Raw genomic sequence first — 15,653 nt, forward strand, 5'->3', positions numbered from 1 at the left:
TGACGCCGCCGATCAAGTCGCGCATAGCCCCTTCATGCTTAAAATATCAGACATCACATACTCCGTCGAAGGCCGCACATTGGTCGAACACGCCACCGTCACGATCCCCACCGGCCACAAGGTCGGGCTTGTGGGGCGCAACGGGTCGGGCAAAACGACGCTGTTCAAAATTATCCGTGGCGAAATGGTACTGGATACCGGCGCGGTCAGTATGCCCAATGGCTGGAAAATCGGTGGCGTCAGCCAAGAAGTCCCCGGCAACGAGGTGTCATTGATCAACACCGTGCTGCGCGCTGATACCGAACGCGAATCCCTGCTGGCAGAGGCCGAAACCGCAACGGACCCCAACCGGATCGCCGAAGTGCAAACGCGCCTTGCCGATATCGAAGCATGGTCCGCCGAAGCCCGCGCCGCAACGATCCTGAAGGGGCTCGGGTTTACCCACGAAGAACAACAGATGCCCTGCTCTGCCTTCTCTGGCGGCTGGCGGATGCGCGTCGCACTGGCAGCGGTATTGTTTTCCGAACCTGATTTGCTGCTGTTGGACGAACCGACAAACTATCTTGACCTTGAAGGCGCGCTTTGGCTCGAGGCGTATCTGGTCAAATACCCCCACACTGTGTTGATTGTCAGCCACGACCGCGAATTGCTGAACCGGTCAGTTGGCGGCATCCTGCATCTCGAAGAAAAGGGCCTGATCTATTATACAGGCACGTACGATATGTTCGCCAAACAGCGGGCGCAAAAACGTGCGCTGCTGGCATCTGCCGCGAAAAAGCAGGACGCCAAGCGCGAACACCTGCAGGCCTTTGTTGACCGCTTCAAAGCCAAGGCATCCAAAGCCAAACAAGCCCAATCGCGTGTGAAAGCGCTGGAAAAGATGGAAACCATCCGCGCACCCGAAGACGCGGCGCGCACGGTCTTTACCTTCCCCGAACCCGAAGAACTGTCGCCGCCGATTATTGCGACGGAAGATGCCGCCGTCGGTTATGGCGACACCATTATTCTGCGCGATCTGAACCTGCGGATCGACCAGGACGACCGGATCGCCCTTTTGGGCCGCAATGGTGAAGGAAAATCAACCCTTTCCAAGATGTTATCTGGCAGACTTGATGTTGCGAACGGCACGATGGTGACGTCGAACAAACTGCGCATCGGCTTTTTCGCGCAACATCAGGTGGACGAGCTTTATATCGATGAGACGCCACTGCAACACCTGATGCGCGAACGGGCCTATGAAGGTCAGGCGAAATTGCGCGCCCGCCTTGCGGGCTTTGGTCTGGGTGCCGATCAGGCTGATACTGCTGTGGGTCGGCTGTCGGGCGGGCAAAAGGCACGCCTGTCGCTGTTGCTGGCCACCCTGCCCGCGCCACACCTGTTGATCCTCGACGAACCGACCAACCACCTTGATATCGAATCGCGTGAAGCACTGGTCGAAGCTTTGACCGCCTATTCGGGTGCCGTGATCCTTGTCAGCCACGACATGCACTTGCTGTCGATGGTCGCAGACCGGCTTTGGCTGGTCAAAGACGGCCATGTGACCCCTTACGACGACGACTTGCAGGCCTATCGCAAATTGCTGCTAACGCCGGAAAAGCCTGCGGAAAAAGACAAACCAAAACCAGCCGCCGTGGCGAAACCGACACGTGAAGCGATCCTTGCGCTGCGCTCTGACGTGCGCAAAAACGAAGATCGCGTCAAGAAAATCAACGAAATGCGCGATAAACTGGCCAAAAAGCTTGCTGATCCGGCGCTTTACGAAGACGGCAAAGCAGGCGAACTGGCGACGTGGAACAAGAAATACGCCGAAGTCATGGACGGGTTAGAGCGCGCCGAAGCCATGTGGATGGCCGCACTTGAAAAACTGGACAAGGCCGAAAAAGCTTAATTGCACCCTCCCATATCATCTTGCCCATAAATACTCCCGCCGGAGGCATCAAGATCAGCCTGCGCAAGCCTTGGTGTGCGGGCCATCCCAAATGCCACGTGGCCTCAATACACCTATGAGGCGATCAACGCTTCGGCAACCTGCTTGCGCATCGCGGCGAAACGAACGATTGTCAGATCATGACAGAATTTCCTGCGTTAATCGCCGCCTTCACCACGATGTTTATCATCATTGATCCCCCCGGCCTTGCGCCGGTGTTTATTGCCATGACGCAAGGCATGTCATCGAAACAAAGGCGCACGATTGCCATCCGTGCCTGCGTCGTGTCGGCCTGTCTGATGCTGGTGTTTTTGTTTCTGGGCGAAGCCGTTCTTGGATTTATCGGGATTTCAATGGATGCGTTCCGCATCGCGGGCGGCATTTTGCTGTTTCTGACCGCGCTGGATATGCTGTTCCAAAAACGCCAAGCCCGACGTGAAGACAATGCCGCCGAAGGTCTAGAGGAACACCACGACGACCCTTCGGTATTTCCGCTTGCGCTGCCGCTGATCGTGGGCCCCGGCGCGATTACAACAATCATCCTGCTCGCAGGTCAGGCCAAAGGTGCGGCCGATTTCGGGGCGATTGCGGGCGTCATTGCGGTTGTGCTGATCATCGTGTTTCTTGCTTTCTTGTCGTCGAACGCAATTGAACGCGCATTAGGCAAAACGGGCCTGAACATTCTGACCCGCGTCTTGGGCATGTTGTTGGCGGCGCTGGCGGTTCAATTCATTCTGGATGGCTTGCGCGGCTTTGGCATCGGCGGCTAAGAGGTCACAATGACAGACGATCAATGGATGCGGCTTGTCTATCTTGGTGTGTTGGGTCTGGCCATTGGTGGGTCGGTTCTGGTCGCAGGTCGCCAGAATATCGGAAAAACGGCGCAACAAGCCGCAATTTGGCTATTCATTTTTTTGGGCGTCGTCGGGGCCTATGGCCTGTGGGACGACATCAGCCGCGATGTAACAGGACGCCAATCCACGCGTTCCGATGGCCGTATCGAAGTCCCGCGGCATATCGACGGCCATTACTACCTGACGCTTGACGTCAATGACGCCCCCATCCGGTTCGTTGTTGATACAGGCGCCAGTGACGTTGTGCTGACCCAGGCAGATGCCACGCGGATCGGCATTGACCCTTTATCGCTTAATTATTGGGGGTCGGCGATGACGGCGAATGGTCGGGTTTCAATCGCGCCGGTTCTGCTCAATTCTGTGAGGCTCGAGACCATCAAAGACAGGAATGTCCCCGCTGTTGTGAACGGTGGTGACATTGCTGAATCTTTGCTTGGCATGACCTATCTGAACCGTTTTCAACATATCGAAATAAGCAATAACCAACTGGTCCTGACCCGATGAAATACGTGATTTTGATCGCATTTGCGCTATGCGCTTGCACGCCGGCGCCTACCGAACTTCCCGAAGGGTTCGATTCAAGCTTTGCGTTTTAGACAGGGTCTTTTTCGGCCTTTTTGACCCATCGTCCGTCTTCTTGCGCCCAATATTGCGCGCCGCAGCCGGCGTCGGTCAATGCTTTCCATTGCAGCCGTGCATGGGCCACCGCATCGGCATCCCCACCGTCAAACAAAATGCAGGTACGCTCTGCCTCCAATACCTCTGGTGCGCTGACCTGTGCGCCTGCCACGCTCATGATGCAGGCGAAACCGGTGGCTGGCGCATCCCCCAAAAGGACAGGCTGATCCGCATCGTGTGGTCCCCCGACGACACCATGCGGCATGAACCCATCTTGAGCCCCCTGCCACAGCAAGTCGTCCAACCGCTTGCACATGGCGGGGTTCTGGACCCGGACAAGGACCCGCCAGCCGGCTGCGCGCGCTTTGCCGATAAGCATCGGCAAAGTCGCGTCCAGCGGGCTATCGGTCAGATGATAAAAGTAGGCGGCGCCCACCTTAGGACTCGTATTTGTCAGCAATAAGCCGGTTAAGCGCCATCACACCCCACCCGGTTGCCCCCGCTGGTGCCAATGCGGTTTCTGTTTTCACGCTGGCCACGCCAGCAATATCCAAATGGACCCAAGGGACGTCGTCTTTGACAAACCGTTGCAGGAATTGTGCCGCGGTGATCGATCCGGCCAGTTTGCCGCCGACATTCTTCATGTCCGCGATCCGCGATTTCAGCATATCGTCATAGGCTTTGCCCATCGGCATGCGCCACGCGCCCTCGCCCTCTGCGGTGGCCGCCTTGATGAATGACGCGGACAGATCATCAGAATTCGAAAATACCCCGGCGTTTTCATGTCCCAATGCGACCAAAATCGCCCCGGTCAGTGTCGCAAGGTTGATCATCGCAACCGGCTGAAAGCGGTCCTGCGCATACCACATCACATCGGCCAGAACCAAACGCCCTTCGGCATCGGTATTGATTACCTCGATGGTGTCGCCCTTCATCGATTTGACAACATCCCCCGGGCGAACGGCATTCCCCGAAGGCATGTTTTCGACCAATCCCACCAACCCTACAACGTTGGCCTTGGCCTTGCGCAGTGCCAATGTCCGCATGACGCCCGCCACAACACCCGCGCCGCCCATATCCATGGTCATATCTTCCATGCCTGCGGCTGGCTTGATGCTGATACCGCCGGTGTCAAACACCACACCTTTGCCCACCAGCGCAAACGGGGCTTCTTTGCCGCCGCCGTTCCATGACATGACAACAACTTTCGATGGGCTGTCCGACCCTTGTCCGACGCACAGCAGACTGCCCATGCCCAGCTTGTGCAGGTCGGCTTCTTCCAGAATTTCGACTTCGAGGCCCAGTTCCTGCATTGCAGCCAAACGCGCAGCAAAATCCTGTGTTGTCAGAATATTCGCCGGTTCATTTGTCAAATCCCGGGTAAAGAAAACACCTTCGGCGATCGCCGCCATCGGCGCGGCGATCTTCGCCACCTCTTCTGGGGCGTTCACCATGAAGGTCACACCCACGACAGGCTTTTTGTCGCCTGTTTTATGCGCGTTGAAGTCATACCCGCGCAGCGCCAGACCCAGTGCGATGTCAGCCGCCCGCAGATTAGCCCCCGCGACAACGGTTAATGGCTTGCCCGCTTGGGCCTTTGCCAGCTGGGCGCCTGCCTTGCGCGCATCTTGTTGGGTTGGCCGACGGGCGAGTTTCACCACCAGCAAATTTTCGGCAAGCAGCCCGGACGGAAACCCAAGTGTCGCGACGTCGCCGCTCGCCATTTTTGCAAATCCCTCGCTTTGCGCAAACCGTGCAATCGCCTTGCGTGTCAGCGTGTTCACTTTGCGCGCCGCGCTTCCCATCTTTCCATCATCATCGATAAAAACCGCAAGTTGGCCAGCGGCGGTTGCTAGCGCGTCAAGGTCGACTTCTTTGAACTGGATTTCGGCAGGCGTTGTCATAGCGGTTCCTTCGGATAAAACGATGTAAGCAATAGGTAGCCCGCAGGCCCGGTAATGACCAGATAGCTGTTCAATCCGTCACACCAATCGGCTAGCGTACACAGCAACAGGCGCCTTGCCGTCCCAAAGGAATTTCGTGTGGCCAAATTTGACAGATATTTGCTGTCGCAACTGATGGTGTTATTTGGCTTTTTTAGCCTCGTTTTGGTTTTGATCTACTGGATCAACCGCGCCGTCGTGCTGTTTGACCAGTTGATTGCTGACGGTCAGTCCGCAAGCGTCTTTCTTGAATTTACCGCATTGTCATTGCCTGCGGTGATCCGGCTTGCGCTTCCTTTGTCTGCGTTTGCGGCGTCGGTCTATGTCACGAACAGGATGACCACCGAATCCGAACTCATTGTTGTCCAGGCAACGGGGTATTCCCCGTTTCGCCTTGCGCGTCCGGTCTTGTATTTCGGATTGATCGTGGTGGTGCTGATGTCGATGCTGATGCATTTTCTGGTACCGCTCAGCGCGGCACGTTTATCTGACCGCCAAGCCGACATTGCGAAAAACATCACGTCAAGATTGCTGACCGAAGGACGGTTTATCGAACCCGTCGCAGGCGTAACATTCTATATCCGCGAAATTACCCCGACCGGTGAATTGCAGGACATATTCCTATCCGATACGCGCAACGATGCCCGGCAAACGACATACACCGCGACCCGCGCATTTTTTGTCAATGATGAAGGTGAGACGCAATTGGTCATGATTGATGGGCTCGTCCAATTGTTCCGCGGTGAAGACCAACGGTTGTTCATCACGTCCTTTGACGATTTTGCCTACAATATCGGCAGCTTGATTGGCGAAGGTCAGGACACGCGCCGCAATGAATCGCATTTATCGACATGGGACTTATTAAACCCGACGCCCGAAATAATGACCGAAACCCGGCGCAGCGCCGCGCAACTTCTTGCGCGCGGGCATGATCGGTTTAGCCAATCGTTATTGGGCGGCGTTGCCGCGATGCTGGGGTTTGCCACGCTGTTGATTGGCGGGTTCAGCCGGTTTGGGGTCTGGCGTCAAATCATCGCGGCAATCGCGCTGATTATTGTGGTCAAGGCAATGGAAACAGCCGGGTTGAATTTAGCACGCAGCGATCCGCGCCTGTGGTTTGCAACTTACCTGCCCGTGATTGTCGGCTGTGCGATTGTCTGGTTTCTCTTGTTTTGGGCCACCCGTCCGTACCTGCTCAAACGACGTCACAAGTTTGAGGCCTCCGCATGATTTTACACCGCTATTTTGCCAGACGTTTTTTGGTGACCTTTCTGGGTGTGCTGGCCGTGTTTTTTATGATCATGTTTTTCCTCGATATTGTCGAACAATTGCGACGCTATGCTAGCGCTGACGCAAACTTTCTGGATATCGCGACGCTGTCTTTGCTGAACATCCCGCAGGGCATCTATCGGATTTTGCCGCTTGTGATGATTTTGGCGACGATCGCATTGTTTTTGGGGCTGGCAAGGTCGTCGGAAATGGTCGTCACGCGCGCGGCAGGCCGTTCAGCGCTCAAGGCACTGTTAGCGCCATTGTTTGTGGCGCTGCTGATCGGACTGACAGCGGTCGCTGTCATTAACCCCATCGTCGCCAGCACATCAATGGAATACGAGGCGCGGTCGGGCGCACTTCGCGGTATGGACTCGGTGCTGTCGATCGGGTCATCCGGGCTTTGGCTACGCCAAGGTGGCGCGCTTGGACAAACCGTCATCCGCGCCCAAAGTGCGAATTTGGATGGGACACGCCTGTCTGATGTCACTTTCATCACCTTTGGTGAGGACGGAAAACCCAGCCAGCGTGTCAACGCAAAATCCGCCCGCCTGCGCCCCGGCGCATGGGAATTGAGCGATGCAAAATTCTGGACCTTTAATGACGGTGCAACCCCCGAGGCCACGGCCCAGTCACAAGCCAGCATTGATATTCCCTCCACACTGACCCCTGATCAAATACGCGACAGCTTCGGGACACCATCATCAATCCCGATTTGGGAGCTGCCATCGTTCATCGAACGGTTGCGAACGGCGGGATTTTCAGCACAACGCCATCTGGTCTGGTTTCACTCCGAACTTGCGCTGCCACTCTTTTTGGTTGCAATGGTGATGATCGGCGCCGCATTTACCCTGCGCCATCAGCGGGGTGGTCGCACCGGTCTGATGGTCATGTTTGCGATTTTGCTGGCTTTTGTGATTTACTTTATCCGTAACTTTGCGCAGGTGCTGGGCGAGAATGGGCAACTGCCTGCCATTCTTGCCGCCTGGGCCCCGCCACTGGCCGCGATAGGGCTTTCGGCAGGAATTTTGCTGCACAACGAGGACGGATGATGCGCCTGTCTGCACTGCTATTTTTGCTATTTCTACCGCAAGGCGCACACGCGCAAGGCGCGGCCACGCTGGTTGCCGATAGTGTCAGTGTGACCGCGGATAAACAGCTGGTTGCGAACGGTAATGTCGAGGTTCTGTATGGCGACACCCGCCTGACGGCGACGCAAATCATCTATGACAGCGAAAGTGACCAATTGCGTGTGGTAGGCCCGATCATCATCCGCCTTGCCGACGATACAATTGTGACCGCGCAATCGGCTGAAATGGATCCCTTGCTTGAAAACGGGATACTGCAAGGTGCCCGGATCGTGCTTGATCAACAGTTGCAGCTGGCGGCCAATCAAATCAACCGGATTGATGGGCGGTATTCACAGCTTTACCGGACGGTCGCGACGTCCTGTAAGGTCTGTGACGGTCGCGCGCCGCTTTGGTCGATCCGCGCCGAACGGGTGATCCACGACAATGAGGCGCAGCAGCTTTATTTTGAAAACGCGACCCTGCGTATTCGCGATGTGCCGGTTTTGTGGCTGCCGATGATGCGTCTGCCTGATCCAAATCTCGACCGCGCCACCGGCTTTTTGATCCCGGAACAGCGCAACACAAACCTGCTTGGGACGGGTTTGAAAATTCCTTATTTTATCAGAATTGGGGATCATCGCGATGTGACCGTGACCCCGTACATATCACCCGAGACCACCACGCTTGAATTGATCTATCGCCAAGCATTCCGCAACGGTGACATCACGATGAAGGGTGCAATCAGCGATGATACGCTCGACAGCAGCACCCGATCATACGCTTTCGTCGCGGGATCATTCGATTTGGCAAACGATTACAAGTTAAGGTTTGATATCGAATCCGTCAGTGATACCGCCTATTTGCTCGACTACGACTATTCCGACAAAGACCGTCTGGATAGTGCGATTGATTTGACGCGCGTTACGGACACGTCGCTTACCCAAGCCGCGTTAACCTATTATCAAACGCTGCGCGACGACGAATCCAATGCGTCGCTACCGCCGCTAATCGCCGATGCGCGTTACGAAACGCGCGTTTACCCTGGTTTTGGCGGCACCTTGAAATACGGCACCAGCATCGACAGCGCCTACCGTTACAGCACGACCAACGGCGATGCGGGGCGTGATGTGGCGCGCCTCGGTGGCTTTGGCACGTGGCAAAATGACTGGGCTGCCAGCAACGGGGTTTTGTCGCAGATCTCGGCCGGGCTGCGCACAGATATTTACGCGGTCAATGACGATGATAGCTATTCTGAGATGCGCACACGGCTTGTCCCCTATGTACAGACCGTTTTGCGGTTTCCGCTGGCCAAGACAACCGGCTCTGGTGCGGCGCACCTGATTGAACCCACAATCAGTCTGTCATGGGCAGACAGCTATGGCGCAAAAAACCCGAACGAAGACAGCACGCGAAGTGAATTTGACCGCGGCAACCTGTTTTCAATTTCGCGTTTTGCGGGCGATGACGCGTTTGAAACAGGGTTGCAGGGCGCCGTTGGCGCGACGTGGACGCGCATTGGTGCCGAAGGCACTGCAACGACATTCGCGATGGGGCGGGTTCTTCATACTGAAAATCAGGCGGATTTCACACGCTCGTCCGGCCTTGACGGTCTGCGCTCTGACTGGCTGGTGGCGGGTCAGGTCGCGACACTGGACGGGTTTATCTTTGATGTGCGTGCGCTGGTAGATTCGACCGACGGCGTCACCGTGATTGACAGTCGCGCCGCGTGGCAAAACGATGCCGTCGCTCTGTCTGCTGCCTATATCTGGCAAACGGCTGACACAGATGAAAACCGCGATAGCGACGTGTCAGAATGGACACTTGATACTGATATCGTGTTGAATGACGTCTGGAGCATTTCATTGTCGGGCCGATACGATGTGGTCGAGGATAGCCCCGTCAAAGCAGGCATCGGCGTCGGGTGGCAAAACGAATGTGTGAACATCAATGTTTCGGCCTCGCGCCGCTACACGTCTTCTACTACTGTTGATCCCACAACGACTTTTGGGATAAGCGGCTCGTTGACCGGCTTTTCGGCTGGAAGATCTGGCAATGCCCTTGCGGCAAGTTGCCGAAACTGAATTGAAGGATGAGGATACCGATGCGCGCATTTTCCTATCTTGCGGTCACACTTGCTTGGGCACTGACAGTCGGCGTTGGATCGCAGGCTGTGGCGCAAAACCAGCTGGCTCCGGTGATCACTGTGAACGATCAGGTCATCACCCGCTACGAGCTGAACCAGCGGATGCGGCTGCTGCAACTGTTCCGGACGCCCGGAGACCTGAATGCGGTTGCGCGCAACGGCCTGATCGAAGACCGCCTGAAACAGCAAGAAATGGACCGCGTCGGGCTACGCTTGACCGACGAAGCCTTGCAAACCGCGCTTGAGGAATTTGCAGGGCGCGCCAATATGTCTTTGGCGCAGTTCCGCGGTGTTTTGGCACAGAACAACGTCGACGAGGTCACACTGCGCGATTTCGTCAAAATTGGTGTGTCATGGCGCAACTATGTGCGTTCGCGCTACAACCGCGAAGTAACGGTCACCGATACCGATGTGGAGCGTGCCTTGCAAAATCGCGGCAATGCCCCCACCCAGATCGAGGTTCTGCTGTCAGAAATCATCATCGCACCGCCACCCGAACGTGCGCAACAAGCGGCACAAGCCGCCCGCGAAATTTCACGCATGCGCAGCTATGCGGATTTCGAAGCGGCGGCGCGTCAGGTTTCGGCACTGCCGTCACGCGAAAATGGCGGACGCCTTGGATGGTTGCCAATCTCGAATTACCCACCACAATTGCAGCAGGTTATTCTTGATCTTGCACCCGGTGAGGTGACAGAACCCATCGATATTCCGAATGCAATCGCCCTGTTCCAGATGCGTGGCGTTCGCGAGGCTGCGCGCCCCGTCCAGCCCCCCGTCAGCATTGATTACGCCGCCTACTACATCGCAGGTGGTCAGTCCCAAGCGGCATTACAGACCGCGGCAAATGTCAAAGCTGCCGTCGATACCTGTGATGACTTGTATGGCGTCGCCCGCAACCAACCCACCGAGGTGCTTGATCGCCTTGTTGTCGCGCCTTCTGACATCAGCAGAGATGTCGCGCTGGAATTGGCGCGGCTTGATCCGGGCGAAGTCTCGTACAACTTGACCCGCGACAACGGGCAGACACTTGTTTTCTTGATGATGTGCGCCCGTAATCAGGCCGGATCTGACGCTGCCGATACCGAAGCGGTGCGCACGCAAATCATCGGACAACGTCTTGCAGGGCTTGCAGATGCTTTGCTTGAGGACCTGCGCGCCTCGGCGGTGATCCGGGAACAATGAAACCAATCGCGATCAGTTGCGGCGAACCGGCAGGCATCGGCCCCGAAGTCGCGGCTGCGGCTTGGCAGGTTCTGCGCGACGACATCCCACTGCTTTGGATTGGCGACCCCCGCCATTTACCCGCGGGCACTGTGTTTGAACACGTCACGTCGGCTGCCGACGCCGCAATCGTGTGCCCACGGGCACTGCCCGTTCTGGTCCGCGATTTTGGCGCCCCCGCCCAGCCGGGCCATGCAAACCCGGTCCATGCTGCTGGTGTGATTGACGCGATTGCCACGGCCGTCCAACTGGTCAGTGACGGTCTGGCAAGCGCCATATGCACGGCCCCCATCCACAAGGCCGCACTGATCGACGGTGCACAGTTCGCGTACCCGGGGCACACGGAATATCTGGCCGCTCTGGCCGGGGTCGAACGCGTGGTGATGATGCTTGCGTGTGATGATTTGCGGGTGGTGCCCACCACCATCCACATCCCTCTCGCCGCTGTTCCCGAACAGCTGACGGCACGGTTGCTTACGGATACGTTGTTGATCACACATGCGGCGCTTCGGCGTGATTTTGGTGTCACCGCACCACGGATCGCTGTCGCGGGCCTGAACCCGCACGCAGGCGAAGACGGCAAGATGGGCCACGAAGAAATCGATATGATCCGGCCCGTCATTCAGGCGCTACAGGCCGAAGGTATGGATATCAGTGGTCCGTGGCCTGCTGACACCATGTTCCACCCAGGTGCGCGCGCACGCTATGACGTTGCGGTCTGTATGTACCATGATCAGGCGCTGATCCCGATCAAGACACTGGACTTTGCAGGCGGCGTGAATATCACGCTTGGCCTGCCGTTTATCCGGACGTCGCCAGACCACGGCACAGCTTTCGATATCGCTGGTAAGGGTTTAGCGGATCCCACATCGATGATTGCGGCGCTGCGGATGGCAGCCCGAATGGCAAAGGCACGACATGTTTAGACGCAACCCGGCCATCTGGCCATCATCACCCCAATGACCAGCATCGACTCTCTCCCGCCATTGCGCGATGTGATCGCGACCCATGATCTGGCAGCCAAGAAATCGCTGGGGCAGAACTTTCTGCTGGACTTGAACCTGACCGCCAAGATCGCACGGATGGCGGGTGATTTGACTGGCTTTGACGTGCTCGAGGTAGGGCCTGGGCCGGGCGGATTGACCCGCGGCCTGCTAGCCGAAGGTGCGCGGCGCGTGCTTGCGATTGAAAAAGATCCCCGTTGTATGCCCGCCTTGGCCGAGATCGCCGCCGCATACCCCGGCCGGCTCGAGGTGATCAACGGTGACGCCCTTGATATTGACCCATTGGCGCATTTGACGCGGCCAATCAAAATCGCTGCGAATTTGCCATATAACGTCGGCACCGAACTGCTGGTGCGCTGGCTGACACCGCAAGAATGGCCACCCGTCTGGGACAGTCTGACGCTGATGTTCCAACTCGAGGTGGCGCAACGCATCGTCGCACAACCGGGCACCAAGGCGTACGGCCGCCTCGCGTTATTGGCGCAGTGGCGCACCACCCCATCCATTGTGATGGAATTACCGCCGACCGCGTTCAGCCCGCCCCCCAAAGTCAATTCCGCCGTTGTGCATTTGACCGCCCTGCCCGCACCCCGGTTCCCGGCGAACCCGGCCACGTTGAACAGAGTTGTCGCCGCCGGATTCAACCAACGGCGCAAAATGCTGCGGTCCGCGCTGAAATCGATCAGCCCCACGATCGAAGACCATTTGAACGCCGTCGGTATCAAGCCAACAGAGCGCGCCGAGCAGGTCGGGCTCGAAGCGTTTTGCGCCCTCGCCCGCAGTCTTGACGCAGAGCGCGAATAACGCTGCGAACGCAGCGTGCAGAACACTAAGTTTTGCCCGCACCAGTGCGCCGACAACAATAATTTTACGAAGGCGGCGATCATGACAATCGGTCATGACATCACACACCATAAAAAAAGCCCCCCGAAATCGGAGGGCTTTGAATTATTCGGCAGCTTCCGGCGCGCTATTTTGTGCCGGAGGCGCCTGGTCTGCAGACGCGTCACGCGGTTTGCGGGGTGCGCGGGGTTTGCGTGGGCGCGGTTTTGGTTTTTCCTCAGGCGTTTCGACCAGACCGCTGTCTTGATCGTCTTCCGCTTCAAAAACATCCTCAACTGGCTGCGACGGCGCAGGTTGTGTTTCGGCGGGTTCATTTGATGCGGCTTCTTGCGCCTTCATCCGGTCTTGGCGTTCACGGTCGCGTTCAGCCTGACGTTCGCGATTTTGCGCCTCTTGCTCTTCACGGCGTTGATCAACCTCGCGCTGCGCTTCAGCAAGCAAACGGGTGTAATGCTCTGCGTGCTGCGCAAAGTTTTCTGCGTTTACGCGATCGTTGGACAGTTGCGCGTCGCGGTGCAGCTGATTGTATTTTTCGATGATCTGCTGCGGCGTACCGCGCACCTTGCCGTCCGGACCGGAGCTGTCAAACACCCGGTTGATGATGTTTCCGCCCGTCGGGCGCGCATTACGGCTTTTGTTCCGTGACCGTGACTTTGATGATCTCATTGATGTGCTTTCAAGCCTTTGGCTGTCGTTGCGCTAGCCCACTGTCGCGCCCATTGCGCGTTTCAATTATTTGGCCTTGCGATGTTTTGGCGACTGATCGGGGGGAGATCCATAATGGCCCTCTTACCGTCCGATGCATTTGAATAAACATGGAGAGCCCTGCAAGACAAGTCTAAATTTTCGTTGATGTCGTTTTTTACCTAACAAGCGGGATTTTTCACGTCTTATCGCGGCTTTTCGCCAACAACGACCCGGTCGCGCCCATCAAGGTCTTGCACCACACGGATGGCGCTTAGCCCTGCCGCTGCCATGAACCCCGACACGGCTTGGGCCTGGGTTGGACCAATTTCGACGATAAGCCGCCCGCCAGATGTCAAAAACGCGGGCGCATCGCGGCAAATGATCCGGTAGGCCCCCAATCCGTCCCCCTCATCGGTCAGGGCCATGCGCGGCTCGAACAGGCGCACTTCGGGCTGAAGACCCCGCATTTCGTCCACTGCAATATACGGCGGGTTCGACACGATCAGATCGAATTGGCCGGTGATTTGCCCGAACCAATCCGAGGGAACAAATGCCGCCCGCGTATCAAGTTCAAGCTGTGATCGGTTTTGCGCCGCCACAATCAACGCGGCTTCGGACGCATCCGCGCCAACCCCTTGCGCATGTGGGCGCGCGGCAAGAAGCGACAGGAGAATGCACCCCGACCCCGTCCCCAGATCTAAAACACGGTCAAAATCTTGTTCCAACGCCGTAACCACAAGCGTTTCGGTATCGGGGCGCGGGTCAAGAACTTCAGAGGACACCAAAAACCGATGCTCGTAAAAATCGCGATAGCCGACAATGTGCGACAGCGGCTCGCGGGCTGCACGGCGTTTCACCATTGCGAAAAAGCTGGCAACCGTCTCTGGGTCTAATGCAGCATCATCGTAGCGCTTTGGAAACACCGCCTGCCACAGCAAACGCGCTTCGCGGCGCGCGTTCGGGATATCGGCCGCCGACAGCAGTGCCACGGCCTCAGCGGTTAGGTCTTCGGATATCACGCGCCCATTTCCGCAAGCAGCGTCGCCTGCGCATCCGATTGCAAGGCACTGATGGTTTCGTCCAGATCGCCTTGCATGACTTGGTTCAGCGAATACAGCGTCAGGTTAATCCGGTGGTCCGTCATGCGGCCTTGCGGAAAATTATAGGTGCGGATGCGTTCCGACCGATCCCCCGAACCCACCTGACTTTTGCGATCTGCCGACCGTTCACTGTCAACACGCTGGCGTTCCAGATCGAACAGCCGCGTCTTCATCACCTGCATCGCGATCTCACGGTTACGGTGTTGTGATTTTTCGGCGCTCACCACAATGATGCCGGTCGGAACATGCAGAATACGTACGGCGGAATCGGTGGTGTTCACGTGCTGCCCACCCGCGCCGGACGCACGCATCGTGTCAATCCGCAAGTCGCCGGGGTTGATCTGCACGTCGACATCTTCCGCCTCGGGCAGAACTGCAACCGTCGCAGCCGAGGTATGAATACGCCCGCCGCTTTCGGTTTCGGGAACGCGCTGCACACGGTGGACGCCACTTTCGTACTTCAGTTTGGCAAAGACACCATCACCGACGACGCGCGCGACGACTTCTTTGATACCACCAAGTTCGGTTTCGGACATTTCAAGGATTTCGAATTTCCAGCCCTGCCCTTCGGCGTACCGCTGGTACATGCGCAGCAGATCGCCGGCGAACAATGACGCCTCGTCGCCGCCCGTCCCGGGGCGAATTTCTAGCAAAGCAGGGCGCGCGTCAGCGGCATCTTTGGGAAGCAAGGCCAACTGCACCTCGTGCTCGGACGCCTCAAGCGCGGCCTTGAGTTCGGGCAACTCTTCTTCGGCCAAGGCCCGCATTTCCGGATCGGCCAACAAGGCCCGCGTTTCGGCAATCTGTGCCAGCAGGTCCTTATACGCCGTTACGGTTTCCACGACTGGACGCAATTCTGCGTATTCGCGACCCAGCGCCGCAATTTCGCTTCCGGCGGCGCCGTCCGACATCTTGGCTTCGATGAATTGGAAGCGGTCGATGATCTGTTCAATTTTATCTGGTGCTATCATGTG

At 57.2% G+C, this 15,653-nt stretch carries 14 protein-coding genes; 9 read left to right on the forward strand and 5 right to left on the reverse strand.

Annotated elements, in window-relative coordinates:
• Positions 1–34 precede the first annotated feature (34 nt).
• The 3 genes from ACXJGX_RS00615 (at position 35) to ACXJGX_RS00625 (ending at position 3,285) form a co-directional block, all read left to right on the forward strand.
• A complete protein-coding gene (locus ACXJGX_RS00615; RefSeq protein ID WP_474778200.1) occupies positions 35–1,888 on the forward strand; it encodes an ABC-F family ATP-binding cassette domain-containing protein in 1,854 nt (617 codons plus the stop codon).
• Between the two features lie 179 nt (positions 1,889–2,067).
• Positions 2,068–2,697, forward strand: coding sequence for a MarC family protein (locus tag ACXJGX_RS00620; RefSeq protein ID WP_474778201.1), 630 nt, complete (start codon positions 2,068–2,070; stop codon positions 2,695–2,697).
• A 9-nt stretch (positions 2,698–2,706) separates the two neighbouring features.
• A complete protein-coding gene (locus ACXJGX_RS00625) occupies positions 2,707–3,285 on the forward strand; it encodes a retropepsin-like aspartic protease family protein (RefSeq protein WP_474778202.1) in 579 nt (192 codons plus the stop codon).
• Between the two features lie 88 nt (positions 3,286–3,373).
• On the opposite strand, the gene ACXJGX_RS00630 is transcribed toward ACXJGX_RS00625, so the two are convergent.
• Both ACXJGX_RS00630 and ACXJGX_RS00635 read right to left on the reverse strand, forming a co-directional pair.
• Positions 3,374–3,835: a DNA polymerase III subunit chi gene (locus tag ACXJGX_RS00630; RefSeq protein WP_474778203.1), complete on the reverse strand. Its 462-nt coding sequence runs from the start codon at positions 3,833–3,835 to the stop codon at positions 3,374–3,376.
• Between the two features lies 1 nt (position 3,836).
• Positions 3,837–5,303 (reverse strand): leucyl aminopeptidase, encoded by a 1,467-nt coding sequence (locus ACXJGX_RS00635; RefSeq protein ID WP_474778204.1) that lies wholly within the window; start codon positions 5,301–5,303, stop codon positions 3,837–3,839.
• Between the two features lie 138 nt (positions 5,304–5,441).
• Here ACXJGX_RS00635 and lptF point away from each other — a divergent pair, with 138 nt between their 5' ends.
• Genes lptF through rsmA form a run of 6 tightly spaced genes read left to right on the forward strand, consistent with a single transcriptional unit; the run spans position 5,442 to position 12,853 of the window.
• Positions 5,442–6,572, forward strand: coding sequence for an LPS export ABC transporter permease LptF (lptF, locus tag ACXJGX_RS00640; protein WP_474778205.1), 1,131 nt, complete (start codon positions 5,442–5,444; stop codon positions 6,570–6,572).
• The gene (gene lptG / locus ACXJGX_RS00645) at positions 6,569–7,663 is read left to right on the forward strand and encodes an LPS export ABC transporter permease LptG (RefSeq protein WP_474778206.1); all 1,095 of its coding nucleotides are present in this window, start codon (positions 6,569–6,571) and stop codon (positions 7,661–7,663) included. The genes lptF and lptG overlap by 4 nt, the downstream gene beginning before the upstream one ends.
• A complete protein-coding gene (locus tag ACXJGX_RS00650; RefSeq protein WP_474778207.1) occupies positions 7,660–9,762 on the forward strand; it encodes an LPS-assembly protein LptD in 2,103 nt (700 codons plus the stop codon). Before lptG ends, ACXJGX_RS00650 begins: the two co-directional genes overlap by 4 nt.
• A 20-nt stretch (positions 9,763–9,782) precedes the next feature.
• Positions 9,783–11,006 (forward strand): peptidylprolyl isomerase, encoded by a 1,224-nt coding sequence (locus ACXJGX_RS00655; RefSeq protein ID WP_474778208.1) that lies wholly within the window; start codon positions 9,783–9,785, stop codon positions 11,004–11,006.
• The gene (pdxA, locus tag ACXJGX_RS00660; RefSeq protein WP_474778209.1) at positions 11,003–11,971 is read left to right on the forward strand and encodes a 4-hydroxythreonine-4-phosphate dehydrogenase PdxA; all 969 of its coding nucleotides are present in this window, start codon (positions 11,003–11,005) and stop codon (positions 11,969–11,971) included. Before ACXJGX_RS00655 ends, pdxA begins: the two co-directional genes overlap by 4 nt.
• Positions 11,972–12,004: 33 nt before the next feature.
• The gene (gene rsmA / locus ACXJGX_RS00665; protein WP_474778210.1) at positions 12,005–12,853 is read left to right on the forward strand and encodes a 16S rRNA (adenine(1518)-N(6)/adenine(1519)-N(6))-dimethyltransferase RsmA; all 849 of its coding nucleotides are present in this window, start codon (positions 12,005–12,007) and stop codon (positions 12,851–12,853) included.
• A 144-nt stretch (positions 12,854–12,997) separates the two neighbouring features.
• Here the strand turns inward: rsmA and ACXJGX_RS00670 are convergent, their stop codons facing one another.
• The 3 genes from ACXJGX_RS00670 to prfA form a co-directional block, all read right to left on the reverse strand.
• Positions 12,998–13,558 carry a DUF4167 domain-containing protein gene (locus ACXJGX_RS00670; protein WP_474778211.1) on the reverse strand — a complete coding sequence of 187 codons (561 nt, stop codon included), beginning with the start codon at positions 13,556–13,558 and terminating at the stop codon, positions 12,998–13,000.
• A 224-nt stretch (positions 13,559–13,782) separates the two neighbouring features.
• Complete coding sequence (prmC, locus tag ACXJGX_RS00675; RefSeq protein WP_474778212.1) at positions 13,783–14,598, reverse strand: peptide chain release factor N(5)-glutamine methyltransferase; 816 nt, start codon at positions 14,596–14,598, stop codon at positions 13,783–13,785.
• Complete coding sequence (gene prfA, locus ACXJGX_RS00680; RefSeq protein WP_474778213.1) at positions 14,595–15,650, reverse strand: peptide chain release factor 1; 1,056 nt, start codon at positions 15,648–15,650, stop codon at positions 14,595–14,597. The genes prmC and prfA overlap by 4 nt, the downstream gene beginning before the upstream one ends.
• Positions 15,651–15,653 lie beyond the last annotated feature (3 nt).

It is taken from the genome of Yoonia sp. SWMV100, from assembly GCF_056108365.1.

Bases quoted from the DNA above. Each gene is read 5' to 3' on its own strand.
- ACXJGX_RS00615 (WP_474778200.1), top strand. From the start codon at position 35: ATGCTTAAAATATCAGACATCACATACTCCGTCGAAGGCCGCACATTG.
- ACXJGX_RS00620 (WP_474778201.1), top strand. From the start codon at position 2,068: ATGACAGAATTTCCTGCGTTAATCGCCGCCTTCACCACGATGTTTATC.
- ACXJGX_RS00625 (WP_474778202.1), top strand. From the start codon at position 2,707: ATGACAGACGATCAATGGATGCGGCTTGTCTATCTTGGTGTGTTGGGT.
- ACXJGX_RS00635 (WP_474778204.1), bottom strand. From the start codon at position 5,303: ATGACAACGCCTGCCGAAATCCAGTTCAAAGAAGTCGACCTTGACGCG.
- lptG (WP_474778206.1), top strand. From the start codon at position 6,569: ATGATTTTACACCGCTATTTTGCCAGACGTTTTTTGGTGACCTTTCTG.
- ACXJGX_RS00650 (WP_474778207.1), top strand. From the start codon at position 7,660: ATGATGCGCCTGTCTGCACTGCTATTTTTGCTATTTCTACCGCAAGGC.
- ACXJGX_RS00655 (WP_474778208.1), top strand. From the start codon at position 9,783: ATGCGCGCATTTTCCTATCTTGCGGTCACACTTGCTTGGGCACTGACA.
- pdxA (WP_474778209.1), top strand. From the start codon at position 11,003: ATGAAACCAATCGCGATCAGTTGCGGCGAACCGGCAGGCATCGGCCCC.
- rsmA (WP_474778210.1), top strand. From the start codon at position 12,005: ATGACCAGCATCGACTCTCTCCCGCCATTGCGCGATGTGATCGCGACC.
- ACXJGX_RS00670 (WP_474778211.1), bottom strand. From the start codon at position 13,558: ATGAGATCATCAAAGTCACGGTCACGGAACAAAAGCCGTAATGCGCGC.
- prfA (WP_474778213.1), bottom strand. From the start codon at position 15,650: ATGATAGCACCAGATAAAATTGAACAGATCATCGACCGCTTCCAATTC.